The organism is Celerinatantimonas diazotrophica (assembly GCF_004339545.1).
Taxonomy (GTDB): domain Bacteria; phylum Pseudomonadota; class Gammaproteobacteria; order Enterobacterales; family Celerinatantimonadaceae; genus Celerinatantimonas; species Celerinatantimonas diazotrophica.
The window spans coordinates 191,689-214,020 of the sequence record NZ_SMGD01000011.1; the positions used below are offsets into that span (position 1 = coordinate 191,689).

A 22,332-nucleotide genomic window follows, 5' to 3' on the forward strand; every position below is an offset into this window, starting at 1 on the left:
AGCAACTACATAATAAAAAAAGTATGAAAAACGAACGCAACATAGCGATAACCGCTGACGAAAAGATAAACCACTAGTATAGCAATCCAGAACTTAACGCAGAAGTTACGAAAAAAACCCCGTTTTAACCACGGGGCTTTGATAAAAGTAGCGGATTAATCAATCAACTGACTAAATCCGGTCTTCTTCAACTGCGTGACACGCTATTTGAGTATCTTGATACCACTTAAGCTCTGGCACTTGTGCTGTACAACGATCATTAGCAAAACGACAGCGATTGTGAAAAGCACACCCGGATGGCGGATTAAGCGGCGATGGCAATTCACCCTTAAGCTTAATTTTTTCAATCCGTTTATCAGGATTTAGCCGCGGTGTACTTGAGAGTAAAGCCGTTGTATATGGATGACGAGGATTCCCAAATATCTCCTCTTTACTACCATATTCAACCACTTTGCCCAAATACATCACAATAACCTGATCCGCAATATGCTCAACCACTGAAAGATCATGCGAAATGAAGATATAACTTAAACCAAACTCCTGTTGTAAGTCCATCATCAAATTCAGTACCTGCGCCTGAACAGAAACATCCAGTGCCGACACCGGCTCATCGGCAATCAAAATATCAGGATCTAGCATTAACCCGCGAGCAATAGCAATACGCTGGCGCTGCCCCCCTGAAAACATATGTGGATAACGGTCATAATGTTCAGGGCGAAGCCCAACCAATGCCATCATAGCCCGAGCTTTTTCAGCTCGTTGAGAGCGAGTCAAATCGGTATTAATCACTAACGGCTCTTCGAGAAGCTGACCGACTTTTTTGCGTGGATTCAGCGAGCCATAAGGGTTTTGAAACACAATTTGAATACGTTTACGGAGTTCTTTAGCTGCATGCTGACCCAGCGAAAGGATATCTTCACCATCAAAACGAAGTTCTCCCGAGGTTGGGGGTTCGATTAGCGTCAAGCTTCTAGCGAGTGTCGATTTGCCACAGCCAGACTCGCCAACAACCGCCAGCGTTTTACCTTTTTCCAGCTGAAAAGAAACGCCATCCAAAGCTTTGACAAGCTGGTCTTCCTTAAACATCCCACCTTTGATCGGGTAGTGTTTTCTTAACTCATGCGCCTGAAATAAAATGTTATTTTTCGCTTCACTCACTTAGTTGGCCTCCCTGCTTCATCTAATGGCCAAAAGCATTTGACCTGCCGCTCACGGGGTCCGATAGACTCCGGAGCTTCATTCTGACACCGTTCACTCGCATAAGGGCAGCGCGGATTAAGCAAACATCCTTTAGGGCGGTCATACGCGCCAGGAACCACTCCAGGCAATGCGTGTAATCGATCAGAATGTGAGGAAGATTCTGGCAATGAAGCGAGTAATGCCTGCGTATACGGATGTTTCGGATGTTTAAAAATTTCCGATGCGGGACCCGTTTCGACAATTTGTCCGGCGTACATCACGATCACTCGGTCAGCTGCTTCTGCAACCAATGCCAAATCATGCGTAATGAGAACCATCCCCATATTTTTTTGCTGTTGCAGCTCCAAAAGCAAATCCACGATCTGAGCTTGAATGGTCACATCCAGAGCTGTGGTTGGCTCATCCGCAATTAATAATTTTGGATTACAAGCCACTGCCATCGCAATCATGACCCGCTGACTCATCCCGCCAGAAAGCTGATGAGGATAAGATTTAATACGTGATTCAGGCGCTGGAATACCAACCTGCTTCAGCAATTCAATCACACGCTGACGCAGTTCTTTTTTACTTAATTCGTGATTATGAATCTTAAGTGCTTCAGTTAACTGAAAACCAACTGTATAGCACGGGTTTAAACTTGTCATCGGATCTTGAAAGATCATCGAAATATCTGAGCCAGTAATTTTCCGGCGTTTAGAATCTGACATTTCAAGCAATTTTTGACCGTTAAGTTCAAGTGCCTCAGCCCCGACTCGTCCGGGGTAATCTATCAGCCCCATAATTGCTAGCGAACTAACACTTTTACCTGAGCCCGATTCGCCGACAATCCCAACAACCTCGCCTCTTTCAACGTGGTAGCTAATGTTATCAACCGCTCGAAACGGACGCTCCTCATCACCGAACTCAACGCTTAAGTTATTTACTTCTAATAAAGCCATAATTCATCTCGCCCTAATTAGCGTTTCATCTTCGGATCTAGAGCATCCCTGAGGCCATCGCCCATCAGGTTAAATGCTAATACCGTGGTTAAAATCATAATTCCTGGAAAAGTGACAACCCACCAAGCTCGAGTTACATACTGGCGAGCATTCGCCAACATACTCCCCCATTCTGGAGTTGGGGGTTGGGCTCCCATCCCAAGGAAACCAAGCGCTGCCATATCAAGAAGCGCTGATGAAAAACCTAATGTTGCCTGAATAATCAACGGAGCTAGACAATTAGGCAAGATAGTCAAAAACATTAAACGCAGCGCTCCTGCACCAACAACCTGCGAAGCTGTTACATAATCACGGCTGGTTTCTGCAATCACAGAAGCTCGCGTTAAACGAATGAAGTGAGGGATAGACACAATAGCAATCGCCACCGACGCATTCACCAAACTTGGCCCTAAAATAGCAACAATCGCAATCGCGAATAATAAGCTTGGTACGGCCAACATAATATCGGCGATACGCATAATAATTGTATCAAGGATGCCGCGCGTATAACCGGCAATCAATCCCAATAAAACACCACAGCTTAAGCTAATGGTCACTACCATGGTTCCAATAACCAGTGACAATCTTGCCCCATAAATCAGTCGCGAAAAAATATCTCGGCCGACATCATCTGTTCCAAGCAAAAATTTAGTCGAACCACCAGTCTGCCAAGATGGTGGAGTTAAAAACGCATTCTGAAACTGTTGAATCGGTGAATGCGGCGCAATCACTTCAGCAAACAATGCGAATAAAATGATAATGATGATATATAAAAGCCCAGCAACCGCTCCCTTATTTTGGCGAAAATAAAACCAAAACTCTTGCAACGGTGACATCGGTTTAGGGCTATTATCCTGAATTAGAGTTTGTTCTTCAGACATGAATTCGGTTCCTAGTTATCGGGTATGTCGAATTCGAGGATTCACAATGCCGTAGATAATATCGACCAACAAGTTCACCACGATAATAATAGTAGCAATTAGCAATATACTTCCCTGAACGACTGGATAATCGCGACGTGAAATCGCATCAATCAGCCATTTGCCAATTCCAGGCCAAGAGAAAATAGTTTCCGTCAAAATTGCTCCTGAAAGCATAATCCCGACCTGTAACCCAAACACAGTAACCACTGGAATTAACGCATTACGTAATGCATGGATAATAATCACCCGCCAAGGGGCCATCCCTTTAGCCCGTGCTGTACGAATATAATCTTCGCCAAGCACTTCAAGCATTGATGAGCGAGTCATACGAGCGATCACAGCCATGGGAATTGTTCCCAGCACAATTGCTGGCAAAATTAAGTGGCGTAATGCATCTAAAAATGCCCCCGGCTGCCCAGAAAGCAGCGTATCAATCATCATAAATCCAGTCGGCTGATCAATCCAGAATCGAGCCTCATCCAGACGGCCAGAGACAGGCGTCCATCCCAAGTGAACAGAGAAAAACAATATTAATAACAATGCCCACCAAAAAATTGGCATTGAATATCCCGCTTGAGCAACCGCAATGACACCATGATCAAAAATAGTACCGCGTTTTACCGCTGCAATGATGCCGAAAGGCAAACCGATGACAACCGCAAAAATCGCTGCAAAAATAGAAAGCTCCATTGTGGCTGGAAATCGTGATGCAAACTCACTTAAAACCGGCTGATGATTGACCAAAGAGAATCCTAAGTCTCCATGAAAAATACCAATCACGTAATGGAAATACTGAAGATATAATGGCTGATCAAGTCCCAACTGATGCATCATTTGGGCATGTCTAGCCGCTGAAATCCCACGCTCCCCGGCCATGATTTCAATCGGATCACCCGGGATTGCATGAATCAGCGCGAACGTCAAAAGTGTAATACCGATAAAGGTAGGCACTACCGCTATCAGTCTTCTAAAAATGAACTGCAACATAAATTATAAGTCTAGGCTAAAGCCCCTGATAGGAGGGCTCCGAAAGAAACGAAGCCCTGAAAAAATTGACGAATTAGTTACCTAAAGAAACACCATAGAAAATGTGTTTGCCAAATGGGTCTACTTTATAGCCATGCACTTCTTTACGAATAGGTTCATAAACAACTGAGTGCGCAATCGTCACCCAAGGCGCTTGTTGTTTAAAGATAACTTGTGCTTTTTCGTACAGTTTGGTGCGTTCAGCTTTGTTTGAAATACGCGCAGCTTTTTGCACGATTGCATCAAATGGTTTGTAACACCAACGCGCATAGTTTGAGTTACCAACCGCTTCACAACTAAGCAGCACATTTAGGAAGTTATCTGGGTCACCATTATCACCCGTCCAACCCATCAGAATCGTATCAGCTTCACCTTGACGAGCACGTTTGAGGTATTCCCCCCATTCATAACTTTTGATTTTGGCGTTAACACCCACTTTTTTCCAGTCGGCCTGAATCATCTCGGCCATACGACGCGCATTCGGATTATACGGACGCTGTACTGGCATTGCCCAAATCGTGGTATTAAAGTGACTCTCACCTGCTTCTTTTAACAGTTCTTTCGCTTTGGCTGGATCATATGGATAGTCTTTAACTTTATTGTTATAAGACCACATAGTCGGTGGGATTGGGTTTTTAGCGACTTCGCCAGCCCCCTGGTAAATTGCGTCAATAATCGCTTTTTTATTAATAGCAAGATTCAGAGCCTGGCGAACTTTTAACTTACCGAATGGCTTGTGAGTAACGTTAAATGCCAGATACCCTACATTCAAACCCGCCTGATGCATCAGTTTGATATTTGGATCTTTGGCCATCTCTTTCAAATCGGCAGGGTTAGGGAAAGGCATAACCTGACATTCGTTTGCCTTAAGCTTCGCATAACGCACCGACGCATCTGGTGTGATAGAGAAAACTAAACGATCAATTTTAGGAGCGCCTCGCCAGTATGATTTATTCGCGATGTAGCGAATAACCGAATCTTTACGATAAGCCACTTTAATAAATGGACCAGTACCAGAAGGATCTTGATCTAACAGCTCTGGTCTACCTTCTTTTAAAAACTGATTGGCCTGTTCTGCTGAGAAAATTGACGCAAAGTCCATTGCTAAATCAGCAAGGAAAGGAGCATTGGGTTGGCTCAACTCAAATTTGACCGTATATTTATCAACTTTAGTGATTTTTTTGATCAATTTGGGCATCCCCATACCATCAAAGTACTCATAGCTTCCGCCAGAGACATCATGATATGGATTCTTTTTATCTAACATCCTTTCAAAACTAAAGACAACATCGTCCGCATCAAAATCACGAGTTGGGGTAAACTTCCCTTTAATAGTTTGGAATTTCACACCCTTGCGCAGATGGAATGTATACGTTTTACCATCGGCAGAGACATCCCAGCTTGTTGCAAGACCCGGCTCAATTTCAGTGGTACCGCGTTTAAATTCGACTAGACGGTCAAAAATAGTTTGAGAACTTGCATCAAAGGTTGTTCCAGTGGTGAATAACTGCGGGTTGAATCCTTCAGGGCTGGCTTCTGAACAATAAACCAAAGTCTCGGTTTTAGCCTGTACACCAGTTGCCACAGCACTTGCAAGAAGGGCTATGGACAAGAGTCCTAATCCTTTATTCATATTAGCTCCATTGAACATCACTGTCAGTAACGGTTGATTGAAACCGTTGTCCGTTCAAAATGTTGTGTAGTAGTGAGCGAAATTATCTTTATAATTAATTGACGTTTGATCACGTGTACTGATAATCCGCATATCCCTATTTTTAACAACTAAAGTATCAATAAAAAGACAATTTAGTAGTAGTGGCTAAATTATTACGTTTAACCAAATCTGTAAAGGGGATGCAGCACATTATCTATATAAAATTTTAAGAAACAGAATAATTGAACAGTTTTTATTTAAAAAAAACTATTTTATCGAAAAGTCACATTCTTAATGCAACATTAATAAAACAAAGATGTAGCCGTACTATAACGACAAGATAGAACAGGCTCAGTTAGCAGGAAACTACAAGTAAGAAAATAAGATTAGCTGAACAATCCACGCCATAATTCCAGCTAAAACATCGTCGATCATAATGCCAAAGCCGCCTTTAACATGTTGATCCAACCAACGAATTGGCCATGGTTTGGTAATATCGAAAAGACGGAATAAAACAAATCCAACAAGCGCTGATGGCCAACTGATTGGAACAGCAATCATGGTAATGCCCATACCAATAAATTCATCCCAGACGATCCCGCCATGATCATGAATTCCCATCGCACGACTTGCAACTTGGCAACTGTACACACCGATGCCAAAACCAATGACTAAAAAGCACAAATATCCCCATAGTGGCAACCACCATGACAATAACACCACCAGTGGTAATGCAGCTAAAGAGCCGAAAGTCCCCGGAGCTTTGGGAGCCAACCCACTACCAAAACCGACCGCTAACAGATGCATAGGGTTAGTCATTGATAAACGTTTCAAATAGTGATCCATAAATGACCTTTAGCTCGAGTAAAAATGATCCCAGCTACGAAACCCAGAAAGATGGTAGTCTTCTTTTCCCTGATAAAGACGAACAGGTTCATCGCCCGCAACCAGTTGACCTATACAATGATAGTGCACCCCGCTATATGAGAGTGCAACTTCCAGCGCCCCTTTATTTTCTTCCGAGACACTAAAACATAGTTCGTAATCTTCACCGCCACACAATGCCAGAGCAATAGCTTCTTCAGGTGAACATAATGATTCGACCAGAGGATGAACAGGAAGTTGTTCCACCTGAATTTTGGCACTACATCCAGAAGCTTTCGCCAAATGCCCCAAATCTGCCAACAAGCCATCAGAAATATCAATACAACTGCTAGCCACACCGCGCAGACCATAGCCACTAAGAACCCGAGGCTGCGGATAATAATGAAGATTTAACAACGTACTTCGCTGCTCACTGGTTAATTTTTGCTGCCCTTGCAAATGTTTTAGGCCCAGAGCCGAGCCCCCTAAAAAACCAGTCACATAGACCCAATCACCAATCTGACCATGAGAACGAGTCAACGCTTGTCCGTTGGGTACAACTCCTTGGGCAGTAATTGTTAAACTCAATGGCCCTCGAGTCGTATCGCCTCCAACGAGAGTGACATTATAGTATTCAGCTAGTTCAAAAAAGCCTTCACAAAACTGCTCCATCCAAGACATACGAGCCGAAGGCAACGTAATTGCCAACGTCGCCCAACGAGGCTCAGCCCCCATGGCAGCGAGATCACTTAAATTAACCGCTAGTGATTTATGCCCTAAGGCATTGGCAGGAATATCCGCGAAAAAGTGAATCCCTTCAACCAACGTATCCGTTGTAACAACGAGCTGATGATTGTCAGGAGGTGTAAGCAAAGCAGCATCATCACCTATTCCCAAAACAACATCGGATCTTTTTGCTGATTTTGCAAAAAAACGCTCTATAAGCTCAAATTCGCCCATTAAAAATTACTTTTTCAACTCTTGTAGATGGAAATATTTATCTAAGACACCATTTACAAACTTGTGGCTGTCATCAGCTGCAAAAATTTTTGCCAACTCAATCGCTTCATTGATCGCAACTTTAGGAGGTAAATCTTTGCACTGAGTCAATTCATACATACCGATCAATAAAATGGCGTGATCCACTAAATCTAACTCATCTAAACGACGAGCCAAGCAGGAAGACATCATTTGATCCAGCTTTTCATGATGGACAGCAATACCTTCAATCAGCTGTTTAAAATAGCTAACGTCGGCTTTACTCATATCTTGTTCGGTTAAAAACTGATGCTCAATATTATCGATATGATCGCCAGTCATCTGCCACTGATAGATGGCCTGGGTGGCAAACTGCCGGGCTTTCCGGCGCGCTGATGGTTTCAAAACTGAGACTCCTTAACCAATCTCTTTCATGACGTTAATCATTTCCAAGGCACTTAATGCAGCCTCTGTACCCTTATTACCGGCTTTGGTTCCGGCTCGCTCTACCGCCTGCTCGATCGATTCAGTTGTTAAAACACCGAACGCAATTGGCACATTATATTCAAGCATAATATGGCCCAATCCTTTGTGGCACTCATTAGAGACAAGTTCAAAATGATAAGTGCCGCCCCGGATGACTGTACCTAAGGCAATAATGGCATCGACTTGACCAGATTTGGCAAGTTGTTGTGCCACCAGCGGGATTTCCACTGCACCAGGGACTTTAACAACAGTGATATTCTCGTCTTTAACCTGACCTTGACGTTTTAATGTATCAATCGAACCAGCTAACAGACTCTCATTAATAAAGCTATTAAAGCGGGCGATCACAATGGCGATTTTGGCTTCAGGGGCCGGTACCACTCCTTCGATCACGTTCATAATTTACCCTAACTATCCCAAATAATAAAAAAGCGCGTTATTCTAACACACTACAGGAAGGTTGTAAGTTAATGGCTGACTAACTCGACGACCTCTAGACCAAATCCAGACAACGCATGATAGCGTTTAGGGGAACTCATCAAGCGCATCTTCTGCACACCCTCGCTAATCAAAATTTGCGATCCAATCCCAACATTACGTGAAGCTCGTTGGTTCTGTCTCATTTTTGGAGTGAGTCCCTGCTCTTCCTGAGTATAATGCGCTAGTCGATTTAGCACCGCCTGTTGCGGGTCCGTTTCATTGATCAGTACCAAAACCCCGCCTTCTTTTCCCAGTTGACTGAGCGCTTGATCAATCGGCCAACTCATCTGTCCATCACGCGTACTTCCAAACAAATCGTATAATGGATCATGTAAATGAACACGGACCAAAGTAGGTTGTTGCGGGTCAATATTGCCATGCCGCAGTGCATAATGGATCTGCCCGGCGATAGTGTCACGATAAGCCGTTAATACAAAATCGCCATATTTGGTCGGCAACTGACACTGTTGAACCTTTTCAATGGTTGTTTCTTGAATATTGCGATACTCAATTAAATCAGCAATCGTGCCTAATTTGATCTCATGCTGCTGGCAGAACTTTTCCAGATCATCACGGCGTGCCATAGAGCCATCTTCATTTAAGATCTCAACAATGACAGCAGCTGGTTCAAAACCGGCTAAGCGGGCCAGATCAATCCCCGCTTCAGTATGTCCAGCCCGACTTAACACGCCACCTTCTCTAGCCATGAGTGGAAACACATGACCAGGCATCACAATATCATCCGCACTAGCATCTGCTTTGACAGCGGCCTGAACCGTAGTTGCTCGATCAGCTGCCGAAATTCCCGTAGTCACCCCTTCCGCAGCCTCAATTGAAACAGTAAATGCAGTAGCAAATTTCTCGCTATTGTGGCTCACCATCAATGGCAGATTTAACTGCTGGCAACGCTGCTCAGTGAGTGATAAACAGATAAGGCCCCGTCCATAACGTGCCATAAAATTAATAGCAGCGGGCGTGATCTTTTCCGCTGCTATAATAAGATCACCTTCATTTTCGCGATCTTCATCATCCATTAGAACCACAAATTTTCCTGCGGCAATATCATCAATAATGTCTTTAATCGGACTCAGTGCCATAGTGTTATAACCCTCGAGATAATGATAAAAAGCCACATTCAGCAAGCTTTTCTTCGCTTAGCGTATCACTGCGAGTATGCGTTGAATTAGGACTTTGTAGTAAACGCTCTAAATAGCGGGCCACAACGTCGACTTCTAAATTGATTTGGCTACCTTTTCGCCACTCACTAATAGTCGTTTGTTCAGCGCTATGTGGAATAATCGTCAGACGAAACTGACTTTGCCGAAGCTCATTCACGGTTAGACTAATACCATCTAATGTAATCGAGCCTTTTTCAGCGATATATTTACCTAGCTCAGCCGGAAATTCCAGCCAAATATCAATCCCGAGCCCCTGATGACTCACTGACTTCACCGTGGCCAGACCATCTACATGACCACTGACCATATGGCCACCAAAACGGCCATTGGCGGCCATCGCTTTTTCCAGGTTAACATTTGAACCCACCTTGAGTTTCCCAAGGCTGGAGCGAGACAACGTTTCATGGGAGACATCAGCACAAAAATGGTCTTGAGAATACTCAACTACGGTTAAGCAGACCCCATTGACAGCAATGCTGTCGCCAATATGGACATCGCTCATATCAAGTGTATGAGTGGCGACTTTAAGCTGCACATCGACAGAGCGTCTGCGTAACGCCTGAATCGTTCCTCGCGCTTCAATGATTCCAGTAAACATTACAATATGGCCTCTTTGGGCTGATATACGAATTTCAGATCATGACCAACTTGGCACTGAGACGTCAAAACCCAACGTTTTGCTGCAGACAATTCAGTTAAATCATCAAGTTGCAACATCGCCCGGGCTTGGTCACCTAAAGTCACAGCGGCTTGGTAAACGATGAGCTCATCCACTAGCCCAGCACTTAATAGCGCCCCACTCATAGTCGCCCCCGCTTCGACCCAAAGATCGTTAATCTCAAGTTGAGCCAATGCATAAAGCACCTTTTCTAACCAGTTGTCACATTGCTTAACAAGTAGCGTTTCGCCTACAGTGTGGGTAGCAGGACGGTCAATCACCCGAATCACTCGACCCGATAGTCGAAACAGTGGCTCATTACCGCTTAATTGTTGGCGACGATCAATGATCACTCGAATCGGCTGACGCAGCGGTACAGCTAATTGTTCTGCCAAAGAGCCCAATTCATTAACACGAACATTTAACGAAGCATTATCAGCTAAGACTGTTTGAGCAGTTGATAATATTGCATGGCTTACTGCTCTTTCACGTTGCACGTCAGAGCGAGCCAACGCACCTGTAATCCACTGGCTTTGACCATTGGCCAGTGCGGTGCGACCATCCAAAGAGATCGCAATTTTGAGTCGAACTCGCGGGCGCCCCAAACGCATCCGTAGTAAAAATCCTGGATTAAGCTGTTCTGCCTGCGTGGCTAACAAACCGGTTTGTACCGTAATGCCAGCCTGCTCAAGCATCGACTTGCCACCACCAGCCACTTTCGGATTTGGATCACGCATAGCCATGACTACTCGAGCAACCTTCGCGTCACTCAGCGCTTGAGCACAAGGAGGTGTACGACCATAATGACAACAAGGCTCTAAAGTAACATAACAAGTTGACCCTTCAAGCGAGTATCCTTTGGCCCGAGCATCAGCCATAGCATTCACCTCAGCATGGCCTTGCCCGGCTTTAGAGTGAAATCCTTCGCCAATAATCTGCTGGTTTTTGACAAATACACAACCAACATTGGGATTCGGCGGAGTGGTATAGCGCCCTTTTGCAGCCAGTCTCATCGCACGGGCCATATACACATAATCTAACGCGGAAAAATCATCCATTACAAACTCTGTTCAAGGTTTCTCCAAACGAGCAATCTCTTCGCCGAATTCACGAATGTCGCCAAAGGCCCGATAAACAGAAGCAAATCGAATATATGCAACTTTATCTAATTTTTTCAGCGCTTCCATGACGAGCTGACCAATCAATTTTGCTTGTACTTCTCGTTCACCCGTAGCGCGTAACTGGGATTTTATATGGTTGACGCTTTGCTCAATCGCCTCAACACTAACGGGTCTTTTTTCTAGCGCACGGGCCATGCCTGCACGCATTTTATCTTCGTTAAACGGCTCTCTGGAGCCATTACTTTTAATCACTTTCGGCATGACTAATTCAGCCGTTTCAAAGGTCGTAAAACGTTCGTGACAATTCACGCATTCACGACGACGACGAACTTGGTGACCTTCACTCACTAAACGTGAATCGATCACCTTCGTATCATTGGTATTACAAAAAGGGCAACGCACGGGAGTTCTCGATTTAGTTTCAATAATGAGTTCATTTTACCTAGAAACGGCGCTATCTGTCGATGTTTACAGAAATTTTACCCAATTTTAGGCAGGCCAAGCGCCATTCCAGCACAAATTGTGTTCACAAAAAACACATTCAACCTAAGAATAGTTAAATATTATTAAACAATGTTTTTAGTGACAATGAGCTTGTTCAGTTATGAGGAATTTGTCAAATTCTGCATCTCAGTACACGCACTCTGTCATTATTCTTGTCCGACAGAGATAACAGCAAGAAATACTAAATTAAAGAGAAAATGACATGACCTTGTATAAGACTCTGTTGCAAAGCAACGCTGGTATCGCACAACTTTTGTTACGTCTGCCAGTAGGCATTATTTTTATGGCTCACGGTAGCCAAAAACTATTTGGTTGGTTTGGTGGTTATGGCTTACACGGTACCGCTAAATTCATGGCTTCTGTCGGATTAGAACCTGGTTTGCTAATGGCGACACTCTCGGGTAGTGCTGAATTCTTTGGTGGATTGCTCTTATTTTTAGGCCTGCTGACTCGTCCAGCTGCTTTTTTTACCGGATTTACCATGCTGGTTGCCATTTTTTCTGTGCACATCAGCCACGGGTTATTCCTATCGAACGGTGGTTTTGAATATGCATTAGCCTTATTAGCCGTTTGTGCATCATTAATAGTAAGCGGTTCAGGTTGTCTGGCGATTGACCGATATTTAACTAAATAACTGATTTGATCAGTGAGTGCTCACTAGTGTTGGTTGTCAATCTGCCCACTACCTCTTTGGGTCGATCACTCAGATATTGAGTTGGTGTTTTCACCTCCAGAGTAAAAAACGCAGCCAATGGCTGCGTTTTTATTCAGTCGCTTAATGACTTAAATTAAGCATAAACTGGAAATTTTTTACACAATTCAATCACTTTTGCTTTTACTGAATTGATGTTCTCTGCATTTTCCAAATCATCTAACACATCACAAATAAGGCCTGTGAGATATTCGGCTTCCTTAACTGTAAAACCACGGCGAGTCATGGCCGGAGTCCCAATACGCAGTCCTGAAGTGACAAATGGTGAGCGAGGATCATTCGGAACTGAGTTTTTATTGACCGTAATATTCGCTTGACCTAATGCAGCATCGGCATCCTTACCGGTAATGTCTTTATCGATCAAATCAAGCAAAAACAGATGATTCTCAGTACCATTTGAAACCACTTTATAACCACGTTCTTGGAAAACTTTCACCATTGCTTTGGCATTATCTAAAATGCGCTGTTGATAGCTTTTAAACTCTGGTTCCATTGCTTCTTTAAAAGCAACAGCCTTCGCTGCAATCACATGCATCAACGGGCCACCTTGTCCCCCTGGGAACACCGCTGAATTCAGTTTTTTCTCGATTTCAGGGTTTGCTTTAGCAAGGATCAAACCGCCTCTAGGGCCTGCTAAAGTTTTATGCGTCGTAGTGGTGGTAACATCCGCAATTTGCACCGGGTTGGGATACAAGCCTGCAGCAACCAATCCAGCCACATGTGCCATATCAACAAACAGATAAGCACCAACAGCATCAGCAATCTCACGAAAACGCTGCCAGTCAACAATACCTGAATATGCTGAGAAGCCAGCAATAATCATTTTAGGCTGGTGTTCTTTTGCCAGAGCTTCCACTTCTTCATAGTCAAGCTCTCCAGTATCCGACTTAATGCCATACTGAACAGAGTTATAAATTTTACCTGAGAAGCTAACTTTTGCGCCGTGGGTCAGATGTCCACCATGGGCAAGACTCATCCCCAGTACCGTATCACCAGGTTCAAGTAGCGCCTGGAATACCGCCGCGTTTGCCTGCGAGCCTGAATGAGGCTGAACGTTGGCATAATCAGCATTAAACAGCTCTTTAGCCCGCTCAATCGCAAGAGTTTCCACGATATCAACGTATTCACAGCCGCCATAATAACGTTTTCCAGGATACCCTTCTGCGTATTTATTGGTTAACTGAGACCCTTGAGCTTGCATCACTCGCGGGCTAGTGTAGTTTTCCGAGGCGATTAATTCTACATGTTCTTCCTGACGACGAACTTCTGCAGACATGGCTTGCCAAAGCTCCTCATCATAATCAGCAATATTCATATCGCGCTTAAGCATCAGTTTCTCCTGGCTCTTTCAAAAATCATGGGGATATCTCTTTAATGAAATATTTTATGGCATCGCATCCTTGCCTAGCGACACCGTTATTTCTAGAAGTATGAATGATTCCCGAAATTGGCGCTAAGCTCAACCCTTTTTCAGAAAGTTTCTGAAAATTTGAGTCTTTAAATAGCCCAGCCACGCTTATTCTTGACCATCCAATTGATAAAAAAATAAATCCGCTACTTCAGCAAAACGTGATCGCTCATTTCATGGTTTTATGACGCGATTAAAAACACAGTTCTCTTAGTTAATGTTTGAGTCGTGCTGGCTAATCGCCCTTTAGCTGATAGCTTTGCCGAATGAAGTAACTCCCCTACACCCTATGCAGGGGAATCGAAGTTTAGTTAATTGTATTTTTAAACTTGTCTCGCAGCTTGCGCGCAACGTCGACCATAACCTGCAAGGCCGCAAGGGTTTCTGGCCAGTCTCGTGTTTTCAGTCCGCAGTCTGGGTTCACCCACAACCGCTCAAGTGGAATTTTCTCGCTGGCTAACACGAGCAATTTTTCTATCCACTGAGAACTAGGAACAACCGGCGAATGAATATCATAAACACCAGGACCAATCTCATTTGGATAATTAAAATCTTGAAAGGCATCCAACAGTTTCATTGCCGAACGAGAAGTTTCGATGGTAATCACATCGGCATCCATCTGTGCGATCGAAGCAATAATATCATTGAACTGGCTGTAGCACATGTGGGTATGAATCTGCGTGGCATCATCAGCAACGCTGGCACATAAACGAAAAGCACGCACGGCTCGATTCAGATATTCCGGCCACTGGCTTTGTTTTAAAGGTAATCCTTCACGTAATGCTGGTTCATCAATCTGAATAATGCTAATTCCAGCTTTTTGTAGATCATCAACCTCATCACGCAGAGCCAAGGCAATCTGTTCAGCAACATCTGCACGCGGAATATCACTGCGAACAAATGACCAACCTAAAATGGTCTGTGGACCGGTGAGCATCCCTTTAACTGGTTTATTCGAGCGTGATTGTGCATATGTACTCCAATGAATCGTCATCGGTTCAGCTCGACAGACGTCGCCGTAAATAATGGGGGGCTTAACACAGCGAGTTCCATAACTTTGCACCCAACCATATTGCGTCTGCTCCACACCCCTCAGATAAGGCGCAAAATACTCCACCATATCATTACGCTCTGGTTCACCATGTACTAAGACATCGAGACCAAGTTGCTCCTGACGCTGAATCACTTCATCAATCTGTTCGGCTATAAATACATCATATTCAGTTTGAGTAATATCGCCTTTGACAAAAGCAGATCGGGTTGCACGAATATCCGACGTCTGCGGAAATGAACCGATCGTGGTCGTGGGCAGTAAAGGTAATTTTAGACTTTGCCGCTGAATCTTTGCTCGTTCAGCATACTCACTGGAACGATGAAAATCATCTTCAGTTAACCCATCCACTCGAGCGCGAACCGCTGGGTTATTAATACGCAGCGATTGATTACGACTCACGACGACCTGTCTGCTTAGTGACAGATAATGACGGTCTTTTTCGCTCACTTCGTTATCCAGCTGATGGCCCAGCGCCACTAACTCTGAAAGTTTCTGCTTGGCGAAGCTCAACCAATTTTTTAATTCTGCATCAAGCTTGCCCTCGCGTTCTAAGTTAACCGGAACATGTAACAAGCTGCAAGATGGGGCAAGCCAGAGCCTATCGCCACGCACCTGATTCACCGGCTGCAGAATATCAAACCAGTAGTCTAAATCGCTGCGCCAGATATTTCGCCCATCAATGACCCCAAGCGATAGCACTTTGTCAGTTGGCCATTCGTTTACCGCTCCCTCCAACTGCCATGGAGCGCGCACCAAATCCAGATGAATACCGCTAACTGGCCATTGCGCAATATCAGATAAAGGAATAGATAAAGAGCCAAAGTAGCTAGTCAGTAATAATTGAACTGGGTTCTGTCCCAATTGCTGGTAGGTATCCGCAAAAGCTTGTTGCCAAACAGGATCTAATTCTAATGCTAAAATGGGTTCATCAATCTGCACCCAATCGATCCCCTTATCCGCAATCTTAGCCAGTAGTTGCTGATATCCTTTGAGCAAAGCGGGCAATAGCGATAATTTTTGCTGGCCCTCAAACCGCCCGAGATAGAGAAATGTTAATGGCCCAGTCAGCACAGCTTTCACCGGTAACGATTGAGCGTTAGCTTCGTCGATTTGTTCCAGTAACGGGCTGTGGCCCAACTCAAATTGTTGTTCGGCTTCAAACTCAGGAACCAAATAATGATAATTCGTATCAAACCATTTAGTCATCTCCAAAGCGGCATGGTTACCTTGTTCGTCACTGTGGCCTCGCGCTAAACTAAATAACTTGGTCAGCTCTGAAGAGTTTCCGCTGCCGCGATGACGTGAAGGCACAGCCCCAAATGTCAGCGCTAACTGCAGAATATGATCATACCAAGCAAAATCGCCTACAGGCAGTAGATCAATACCTGCCGATTGTTGGGTCTGATAATTTTGCCGACGTAACTGTTGCCCAATATTTTTCAGTTCATCTTCGTCAATTTTCCCTTGCCAGAATTTCTCAATGGCGCGCTTTAATTCGCGATCTTCACCAATTCGTGGATAACCTAAGTTGTGCAGTGTAGCCATAACGCCCTCTTTAGATGGATAGATGTTTAGATGGCTACAAATATGACATCATGCTAACATGATTAAAAATCATTTTTTTCATAATTAACATGAGTAAAATTGATGATAGAAATTCGCCACCTTCGAACACTGCAGTCACTAGCCCAATCAGGTTCGGTTAGTCGGGCTGCTGAACAGCTCTATATCAGCCAATCAGCCTTATCACATCAACTCAAAGAGTTGGAACAGCGACTGGGTTGCACGCTATTCATTCGTAAAACAACGCCACTAAAATTTACTGAATCAGGCCGCATTCTTTTAGAACTGGCAGGCGATATTCTCCCTAAAATCTATCAAGCGGAGCAACGGCTGGGTAACCGCACCGATATCCCTCCGAATGAATTAGCGCTCGCCTTAGAGTGTCACAGCTGTTATCTGTGGCTTTTGCCAGTATTAAAAGCCTTTTCCAAACAATGGCCCGAAATTCATGTGGAACTGATTAATGAACACCCTTTTGATGCACTAAGTGCACTGCAAAGTGGTGAATTACAATGGGTCTTGAGCGCCAATCCTCAAACAACCGAGCAGATAAATTATGCCCCTCTTTTTCATTATGAAACGGTAGTCGTATGCAGCAGTCACCATCCACTGGCTAAAGAGCCCTATCTTCAACCCAGTCATCTAAGCCAAGCACATCTTATTACCTATCCGATCGCCGAACAGCGTCTCGATGTATTCAGTGAGTTTCTTCAGCCAGCAGGAGTTAAACCTGCAACCGTTCATTACACTCGTCACCCATTAATGATGCTTCAACAGGTTAGTCAAAGCGACGCACTCGCCGCTCTTCCCCGTTGGGTCGTCCAAGAACTCGGACAGGCATTGGATCTCAAAATGCTTGCTTTGGGAAATCAAGGGTTATGGCGTACCATGTATTTAGCTTATCGACAGAAGTCGCAACCATGGACCGAGAATTTTATCGATCAGACTCGTCACCTAACTCGAAGTTTTCCTGGAATTAGGAGCAACTTTTCATAATTGCAGCTAAAATATGAAGTTATAATATGATTTTTATTAATCGTTATTTTATATAAAAATATAAAATAAATTTCACTAAATGTGTCTAAAATAATCTTATTTTAGTCAAGACTGGCATTACTTATAATAGGCCCTCAATTTGCTGCCCATTGATATACCAACTCTGTTAATAATGGACATTGCTCTTGGCATTGTTTCCAGCTTGATTCTGACACTATTATTGCGTTCTATAAAACAATGTCATGGTGTCATATTATGGGGAATAGGTCATTGGTGCATTGCGATTGGGTTACTTTTTCTCTTTACCAGATTCTGGATCCCACTGCCTGTGAGTATTCTGTTTGGCAATACCATAATCAGCCTTGCGATTGCCTTAACCACATTTGGTTTTTACCGTTATCATTCATTAGATATCCCAAAACTCGCTGTACTCATTTTCAGTTTCCCCATTATTACCTTCTTTGTCATTATTGTCGCCCTGCTAAATGATGCGTCATTTACACAGCGAGTATTCATAATTGATATTATTATCTTGGCGCAGCTTTTTATTACGATTTATTTAGGTTTCATGCGTTTAGAAAACTTTGAAAGCGCCAGAAAATTTTGGGCAATCTTATTTAGTATTATATTTTTAGGGTTGATGATTCGGACTTTTTTAAATGTCATGACTCAACACAGTCAATTTATTGAAGCCGATAACTGGACAAATCTTTCACTAGTTATTCTCGATACAATTTATCTGTTTACAGCAGCCGTATTTATTCCTGCCATCGCCGCACAGAAACTCCAAAATCAAATACAGCAGTATGCAAATCACGATGAAGTGACTGGCTTATACAACCGCCGCGGGATGTATGAATATGCGGATCAGACCATGCGTAGCATTCATCCCCATGCGTTTTTAGCACTGATTGATATTGACTACTTCAAAAAAGTAAACGATCAACACGGACATCTGATCGGCGATCAGGTATTACGAGTCATAGCTGAATTAATTAGCTCAATTACACGAAGGAGCGATTTAGTTGCCCGCTTTGGTGGCGAAGAATTTCTGGTGTTAATGCCAGATCAGACACCAGAACAAGCACTAACTTGGGCCAATCGTACACTAGAAACGATCAGTAAACACCCGATTATAGTTGAAGATCAGCATCTGTTTATCACGGTCAGTATCGGACTAGCACAGTTGTCGGAGTCCGTTCAGACCTTTGAAGAAGGTATCGAAAAAGCCGATTACGCCCTTTACCAAGCTAAGGACGAAGGACGCAATTGCGTTCGTTTATATCAAGCTGACGCATAGCGAATCAAAGTGTGATCTTCCCCTTCGAGCTGCTGTTCGATAATTTTCTTAAGTAATGCCCAGTCACCGCCTCCCCTTCCGGCGCCGATCAGTGGGTAAGCAATGCGTAAGTTATGAAAATGCTGCTTCACCAGTGCCAAAACAACATGCAGCGCTTCGTAATCAACATTACCATCTCCTACATGTCCATATTGGGTATAAGCGTTCACAACTGTAAAACGGTGGCCGTTGCGCTCAACCAAAGCACTGGTAAATGTGCCAAGCTTATTGCGATCACCTGGAATTGTATTCTGATCAGCCATGTATGCCTCAGGAAAATGCTCCTTTATCATTGCAGCAATTCCTTGGCTCATATCATTGAAGCAATTACAACCGTGTACAATCACATCAAATGAGCCTTGCTCAGCGAGTGTGATTAGATCTCCATCGATAACCTTCATTGTTTTAACTCTGCTCGCGGACTACTGTTAATAACAACTATAGCTATAAACTTTTCCAACTGCTCATAAAACAGTTGCACTGAAAGCATTTATAAAAAAAACCGAGGCATCATAGCCTCGGTTGTCATATCAAAAAAACGAATAAAGGAAAACTTAACTCTCTTTACTTTGCGGACGCAATGCTGGAAACAAGACGACATCACGAATGGTATGGCTATCAGTAAATAGCATAACCAAACGATCTATCCCAATTCCCTGACCCGCTGTTGGAGGCAATCCATGTTCTAAAGCAGTGATATAGTCATCGTCATAGAACATCGCTTCATCATCACCAGAATCTTTTGCCGCAACCTGCGCTTTAAAGCGTTCAGCCTGATCTTCAGCATCATTCAGTTCTGAGAAGCCATTCGCTATCTCACGTCCACCGACAAAGAATTCAAAGCGATCAGTAATAAATGGATTTTCATCGTTGCGTCGAGCCAGTGGTGACACTTCAGCCGGATACTGGGTGATAAACGTGGGCTGAATCAGGCGATGTTCAACAGTTTCTTCGAAGATTTCAGTCAATAGTTTACCTGCACCCCAATACGATTCAATTTCAATGCCCATCGCTTTAGCAATAGGCTCCATGATAGAGCGATCCTGAACTTTATCATGATCAAGCTGCTGAATAGCTTCATTATCAGGATTAAATTGTTTCACTGAATCAAGCATGGAAAGTCGCGCATAAGTGCAGCCAAAATCAAACTCTTCTTCACCATATTTGACAAGACTACTACCCAGAACCTGCTCTGTGACCGATTTAAGCAACGCTTCGGTTAAATCCATAAGATCATGATAATCAGCATATGCCATGTAGAATTCCATCATCGTGAATTCTGGGTTATGCCGAGGGGATAAACCTTCATTACGGAAATTGCGGTTAATTTCAAACACACGTTCAAACCCGCCTACTACCAAACGTTTGAGATATAACTCAGGCGCAATACGCAGGTACATATCAATATCTAAGGCATTATGATGGGTGATAAACGGCCGTGCTGAAGCGCCCCCTGGAATCGTCTGCATCATCGGGGTTTCAACTTCGATAAAATCACGTTGTGTCATAAATTGGCGAATTGCCGCCATCACCTGCGAGCGGACTTTAAATGTCTGACGAGACTGTTCATTGACAATCAAGTCAACATAACGTTGGCGATAACGTTGTTCTTGATCAGCCAATCCATGGAATTTTTCAGGTAACGGACGCAAAGATTTCGTCAACAGCTCAAAATGATCCATCATCACATACAAAGCACCACGACCTGATTTATGCAGAGCACCTTTTACGCCAATAATGTCACCAATATCAAGCCCACCGAGTGCTTTAAGTGCTTTTTGCGTCTCTTTGGAAGCATAGGCTTGGATCTGACTGGTCATATCCTGAATGACAATGAACGGACCGCGCTTAGCCATGACCCGCCCCGCGATACTAACCACTAATCCCAGTTCTTCGAGCTCTTCGGTGGTCTTATCGCCGTGCTTTTCTTCTAAGTCTGCAGCGTAACTATCCCGGCGAAAATCGTTAGGATAGCCGTTCGATTTACCTAATTTACGTAACTCGGTCAATTTGGCTCGACGTTCAGCAATTAGCTTGTTCTCGTCATGTACCTGTTCAGTCATTCTTTAACCTTTATCTTCTCTTTACAGCCCTGATTTCAGGCTAGCTTCAATAAATTTATCTAAATCGCCATCCAATACTGCTTGCGTATTGCGATTCTCGACTCCTGTGCGCAAATCTTTAATCCGTGAATCATCTAGCACATATGAACGGATCTGACTGCCCCAACCAATATCTGATTTAGTTTCTTCTTTGGCCTGTTTTTCAGCATTTTTCTTCTGCAGCTCAAGCTCATATAACTTCGCTTTCAACTGACGCATCGCTTGATCTTTGTTCTTGTGCTGCGAGCGATCATTCTGGCATTGAACAACCGTATTAGTTGGCAAATGGGTAATTCGCACGGCAGATTCAGTTCGGTTTACATGCTGACCACCGGCTCCAGATGCGCGATACACATCAATACGTAGATCGGCCGGATTAATATCGACTTCAATGCTGTCATCAATCTCAGGATAAACAAATGCCGATGCAAACGAGGTGTGACGCCGCCCGCCGGAATCAAATGGTGATTTACGAACTAACCGATGTACGCCAGTTTCGGTACGTAACCAGCCGTATGCATATTCACCCAGAACTTTAACTGTGGCGCTTTTTATTCCAGCTACTTCACCGGCTGATTCTTCTATGACTTCGGCTTTAAAATGATGCGCTTCACACCAGCGCAAATACATCCTGAGCAACATCGCTGCCCAGTCTTGCGCTTCAGTGCCACCAGAACCAGATTGAATATCGATATAACAGTCACTTTGATCCATTTCACCAGAGAACATCCGATGAAACTCTAATTTTTCCAGCTGTTTTAAAAGCTCCGATGCTTCAGACTCAGCCTCTTGGAAGGTCTCTTCATCGTCGGCTTCAACAGCTAACTCAACCAATCCTTCCACATCATCAATCCCTTGGTCCAGGGTATTAATGGTATTAACGACTTCTTCTAACGCCGCACGTTCCTTACCCAGTTTCTGAGCTCGTTCCGGCTCATTCCAGATCTCTGGTTGTTCAAGTTCCCGGGTAACCTCTTCTAAACGCTCATTCTTACTGTCGTAGTCAAAGATACCCCCGAAGCAGTTCGCTACGCTCTTTAATATCGGCGAGGATATGATGAATTGCATTGACTTCAAACATGATTGCTTTCACCTGTCATTAGGATTTA

General features: G+C 43.8%; 21 protein-coding genes. 3 read left to right on the top strand and 18 right to left on the bottom strand.

Features of this window, described 5'->3' with window-relative positions; genetic code table 11:
- Positions 1-171: 171 nt before the first annotated feature.
- The 13 genes from EV690_RS04010 to nrdR form a co-directional block, all read right to left on the bottom strand.
- Positions 172-1,158: a peptide ABC transporter ATP-binding protein gene (locus EV690_RS04010; protein ID WP_131911649.1), complete on the bottom strand. Its 987-nt coding sequence runs from the start codon at positions 1,156-1,158 to the stop codon at positions 172-174.
- Complete coding sequence (gene dppD, locus EV690_RS04015) at positions 1,155-2,138, bottom strand: dipeptide ABC transporter ATP-binding protein (protein ID WP_131911650.1); 984 nt, start codon at positions 2,136-2,138, stop codon at positions 1,155-1,157. Before dppD ends, EV690_RS04010 begins: the two co-directional genes overlap by 4 nt.
- Before the next feature lie 17 nt (positions 2,139-2,155).
- Positions 2,156-3,058, bottom strand: coding sequence for a dipeptide ABC transporter permease DppC (gene dppC, locus EV690_RS04020; RefSeq protein WP_131911651.1), 903 nt, complete (start codon positions 3,056-3,058; stop codon positions 2,156-2,158).
- Between the two features lie 15 nt (positions 3,059-3,073).
- A complete protein-coding gene (locus EV690_RS04025) occupies positions 3,074-4,087 on the bottom strand; it encodes an ABC transporter permease subunit (protein ID WP_131911652.1) in 1,014 nt (337 codons plus the stop codon).
- Positions 4,088-4,160: 73 nt separating this feature from the next.
- Positions 4,161-5,759, bottom strand: coding sequence for an ABC transporter substrate-binding protein (locus EV690_RS04030; RefSeq protein WP_131911653.1), 1,599 nt, complete (start codon positions 5,757-5,759; stop codon positions 4,161-4,163).
- Between the two features lie 387 nt (positions 5,760-6,146).
- On the bottom strand, positions 6,147-6,626 hold the full coding sequence (locus EV690_RS04035) for a phosphatidylglycerophosphatase A family protein (protein WP_131911654.1): 480 nt from the start codon (positions 6,624-6,626) through the stop codon (positions 6,147-6,149).
- 9 nt (positions 6,627-6,635) lie between these two features.
- Positions 6,636-7,604, bottom strand: a complete 969-nt coding sequence (thiL, locus tag EV690_RS04040) for a thiamine-phosphate kinase (protein ID WP_131911655.1) — start codon at positions 7,602-7,604, stop codon at positions 6,636-6,638.
- 6 nt (positions 7,605-7,610) lie between these two features.
- Positions 7,611-8,027 (bottom strand): transcription antitermination factor NusB, encoded by a 417-nt coding sequence (nusB, locus tag EV690_RS04045; RefSeq protein ID WP_131911656.1) that lies wholly within the window; start codon positions 8,025-8,027, stop codon positions 7,611-7,613.
- A 12-nt stretch (positions 8,028-8,039) separates the two neighbouring features.
- Positions 8,040-8,507 carry a 6,7-dimethyl-8-ribityllumazine synthase gene (ribH, locus tag EV690_RS04050; RefSeq protein ID WP_131911657.1) on the bottom strand — a complete coding sequence of 156 codons (468 nt, stop codon included), beginning with the start codon at positions 8,505-8,507 and terminating at the stop codon, positions 8,040-8,042.
- Positions 8,508-8,575: 68 nt separating this feature from the next.
- Positions 8,576-9,685 (bottom strand): bifunctional 3,4-dihydroxy-2-butanone-4-phosphate synthase/GTP cyclohydrolase II, encoded by a 1,110-nt coding sequence (ribBA, locus tag EV690_RS04055; protein ID WP_131911658.1) that lies wholly within the window; start codon positions 9,683-9,685, stop codon positions 8,576-8,578.
- A 4-nt stretch (positions 9,686-9,689) separates the two neighbouring features.
- Positions 9,690-10,364, bottom strand: a complete 675-nt coding sequence (locus EV690_RS04060; protein WP_131911659.1) for a riboflavin synthase — start codon at positions 10,362-10,364, stop codon at positions 9,690-9,692.
- Positions 10,364-11,482: a bifunctional diaminohydroxyphosphoribosylaminopyrimidine deaminase/5-amino-6-(5-phosphoribosylamino)uracil reductase RibD gene (ribD, locus tag EV690_RS04065; RefSeq protein ID WP_131911660.1), complete on the bottom strand. Its 1,119-nt coding sequence runs from the start codon at positions 11,480-11,482 to the stop codon at positions 10,364-10,366. The genes EV690_RS04060 and ribD overlap by 1 nt, the downstream gene beginning before the upstream one ends.
- Before the next feature lie 12 nt (positions 11,483-11,494).
- Complete coding sequence (gene nrdR / locus EV690_RS04070; RefSeq protein ID WP_131911661.1) at positions 11,495-11,947, bottom strand: transcriptional regulator NrdR; 453 nt, start codon at positions 11,945-11,947, stop codon at positions 11,495-11,497.
- A gap of 304 nt (positions 11,948-12,251) precedes the next feature.
- On the opposite strand from nrdR, the gene EV690_RS04075 reads away from it, so the two are divergent.
- On the top strand, positions 12,252-12,683 hold the full coding sequence (locus EV690_RS04075; RefSeq protein ID WP_131911662.1) for a DoxX family protein: 432 nt from the start codon (positions 12,252-12,254) through the stop codon (positions 12,681-12,683).
- A 154-nt stretch (positions 12,684-12,837) separates the two neighbouring features.
- Here EV690_RS04075 and glyA read toward each other — a convergent pair whose 3' ends face one another.
- Together glyA and metE are read right to left on the bottom strand one after the other, a co-directional pair.
- On the bottom strand, positions 12,838-14,091 hold the full coding sequence (gene glyA / locus EV690_RS04080; protein ID WP_131911663.1) for a serine hydroxymethyltransferase: 1,254 nt from the start codon (positions 14,089-14,091) through the stop codon (positions 12,838-12,840).
- Between the two features lie 385 nt (positions 14,092-14,476).
- Positions 14,477-16,768 carry a 5-methyltetrahydropteroyltriglutamate--homocysteine S-methyltransferase gene (metE, locus tag EV690_RS04085; protein WP_131911664.1) on the bottom strand — a complete coding sequence of 764 codons (2,292 nt, stop codon included), beginning with the start codon at positions 16,766-16,768 and terminating at the stop codon, positions 14,477-14,479.
- Between the two features lie 102 nt (positions 16,769-16,870).
- Between metE and EV690_RS04090 the strand changes: the two genes are divergently transcribed.
- Positions 16,871-17,782, top strand: coding sequence for a LysR substrate-binding domain-containing protein (locus EV690_RS04090; RefSeq protein ID WP_131911665.1), 912 nt, complete (start codon positions 16,871-16,873; stop codon positions 17,780-17,782).
- Between the two features lie 328 nt (positions 17,783-18,110).
- On the top strand, positions 18,111-19,082 hold the full coding sequence (locus EV690_RS04095; protein WP_165872654.1) for a GGDEF domain-containing protein: 972 nt from the start codon (positions 18,111-18,113) through the stop codon (positions 19,080-19,082).
- Here the strand turns inward: EV690_RS04095 and EV690_RS04100 are convergent.
- The 3 genes from EV690_RS04100 to prfB form a co-directional block, all read right to left on the bottom strand.
- Complete coding sequence (locus tag EV690_RS04100; RefSeq protein WP_131911667.1) at positions 19,067-19,522, bottom strand: macro domain-containing protein; 456 nt, start codon at positions 19,520-19,522, stop codon at positions 19,067-19,069. The genes EV690_RS04095 and EV690_RS04100 overlap by 16 nt on opposite strands.
- A 153-nt stretch (positions 19,523-19,675) precedes the next feature.
- Positions 19,676-21,184 (bottom strand): lysine--tRNA ligase, encoded by a 1,509-nt coding sequence (lysS, locus tag EV690_RS04105; protein WP_131911668.1) that lies wholly within the window; start codon positions 21,182-21,184, stop codon positions 19,676-19,678.
- A gap of 21 nt (positions 21,185-21,205) precedes the next feature.
- A protein-coding gene (prfB, locus tag EV690_RS04110; RefSeq protein ID WP_131911669.1) for a peptide chain release factor 2 occupies positions 21,206-22,304 on the bottom strand; the annotation gives its coding sequence in 2 pieces (ribosomal slippage) (positions 21,206-22,228 and positions 22,230-22,304; 1,098 coding nt in all).
- Between the last annotated feature and the right edge of the window lie 28 nt (positions 22,305-22,332).

Coding starts and splice junctions, on each gene's coding strand:
- dppD (WP_131911650.1), bottom strand. CDS start 2,138: ATGGCTTTATTAGAAGTAAATAACTTAAGCGTTGAGTTCGGTGATGAG.
- dppC (WP_131911651.1), bottom strand. CDS start 3,058: ATGTCTGAAGAACAAACTCTAATTCAGGATAATAGCCCTAAACCGATG.
- EV690_RS04025 (WP_131911652.1), bottom strand. CDS start 4,087: ATGTTGCAGTTCATTTTTAGAAGACTGATAGCGGTAGTGCCTACCTTT.
- EV690_RS04030 (WP_131911653.1), bottom strand. CDS start 5,759: ATGAATAAAGGATTAGGACTCTTGTCCATAGCCCTTCTTGCAAGTGCT.
- EV690_RS04035 (WP_131911654.1), bottom strand. CDS start 6,626: ATGGATCACTATTTGAAACGTTTATCAATGACTAACCCTATGCATCTG.
- thiL (WP_131911655.1), bottom strand. CDS start 7,604: ATGGGCGAATTTGAGCTTATAGAGCGTTTTTTTGCAAAATCAGCAAAA.
- ribH (WP_131911657.1), bottom strand. CDS start 8,507: ATGAACGTGATCGAAGGAGTGGTACCGGCCCCTGAAGCCAAAATCGCC.
- ribBA (WP_131911658.1), bottom strand. CDS start 9,685: ATGGCACTGAGTCCGATTAAAGACATTATTGATGATATTGCCGCAGGA.
- EV690_RS04060 (WP_131911659.1), bottom strand. CDS start 10,364: ATGTTTACTGGAATCATTGAAGCGCGAGGAACGATTCAGGCGTTACGC.
- ribD (WP_131911660.1), bottom strand. CDS start 11,482: ATGGATGATTTTTCCGCGTTAGATTATGTGTATATGGCCCGTGCGATG.
- EV690_RS04075 (WP_131911662.1), top strand. CDS start 12,252: ATGACCTTGTATAAGACTCTGTTGCAAAGCAACGCTGGTATCGCACAA.
- glyA (WP_131911663.1), bottom strand. CDS start 14,091: ATGCTTAAGCGCGATATGAATATTGCTGATTATGATGAGGAGCTTTGG.
- metE (WP_131911664.1), bottom strand. CDS start 16,768: ATGGCTACACTGCACAACTTAGGTTATCCACGAATTGGTGAAGATCGC.
- EV690_RS04090 (WP_131911665.1), top strand. CDS start 16,871: ATGATAGAAATTCGCCACCTTCGAACACTGCAGTCACTAGCCCAATCA.
- EV690_RS04100 (WP_131911667.1), bottom strand. CDS start 19,522: ATGAAGGTTATCGATGGAGATCTAATCACACTCGCTGAGCAAGGCTCA.
- lysS (WP_131911668.1), bottom strand. CDS start 21,184: ATGACTGAACAGGTACATGACGAGAACAAGCTAATTGCTGAACGTCGA.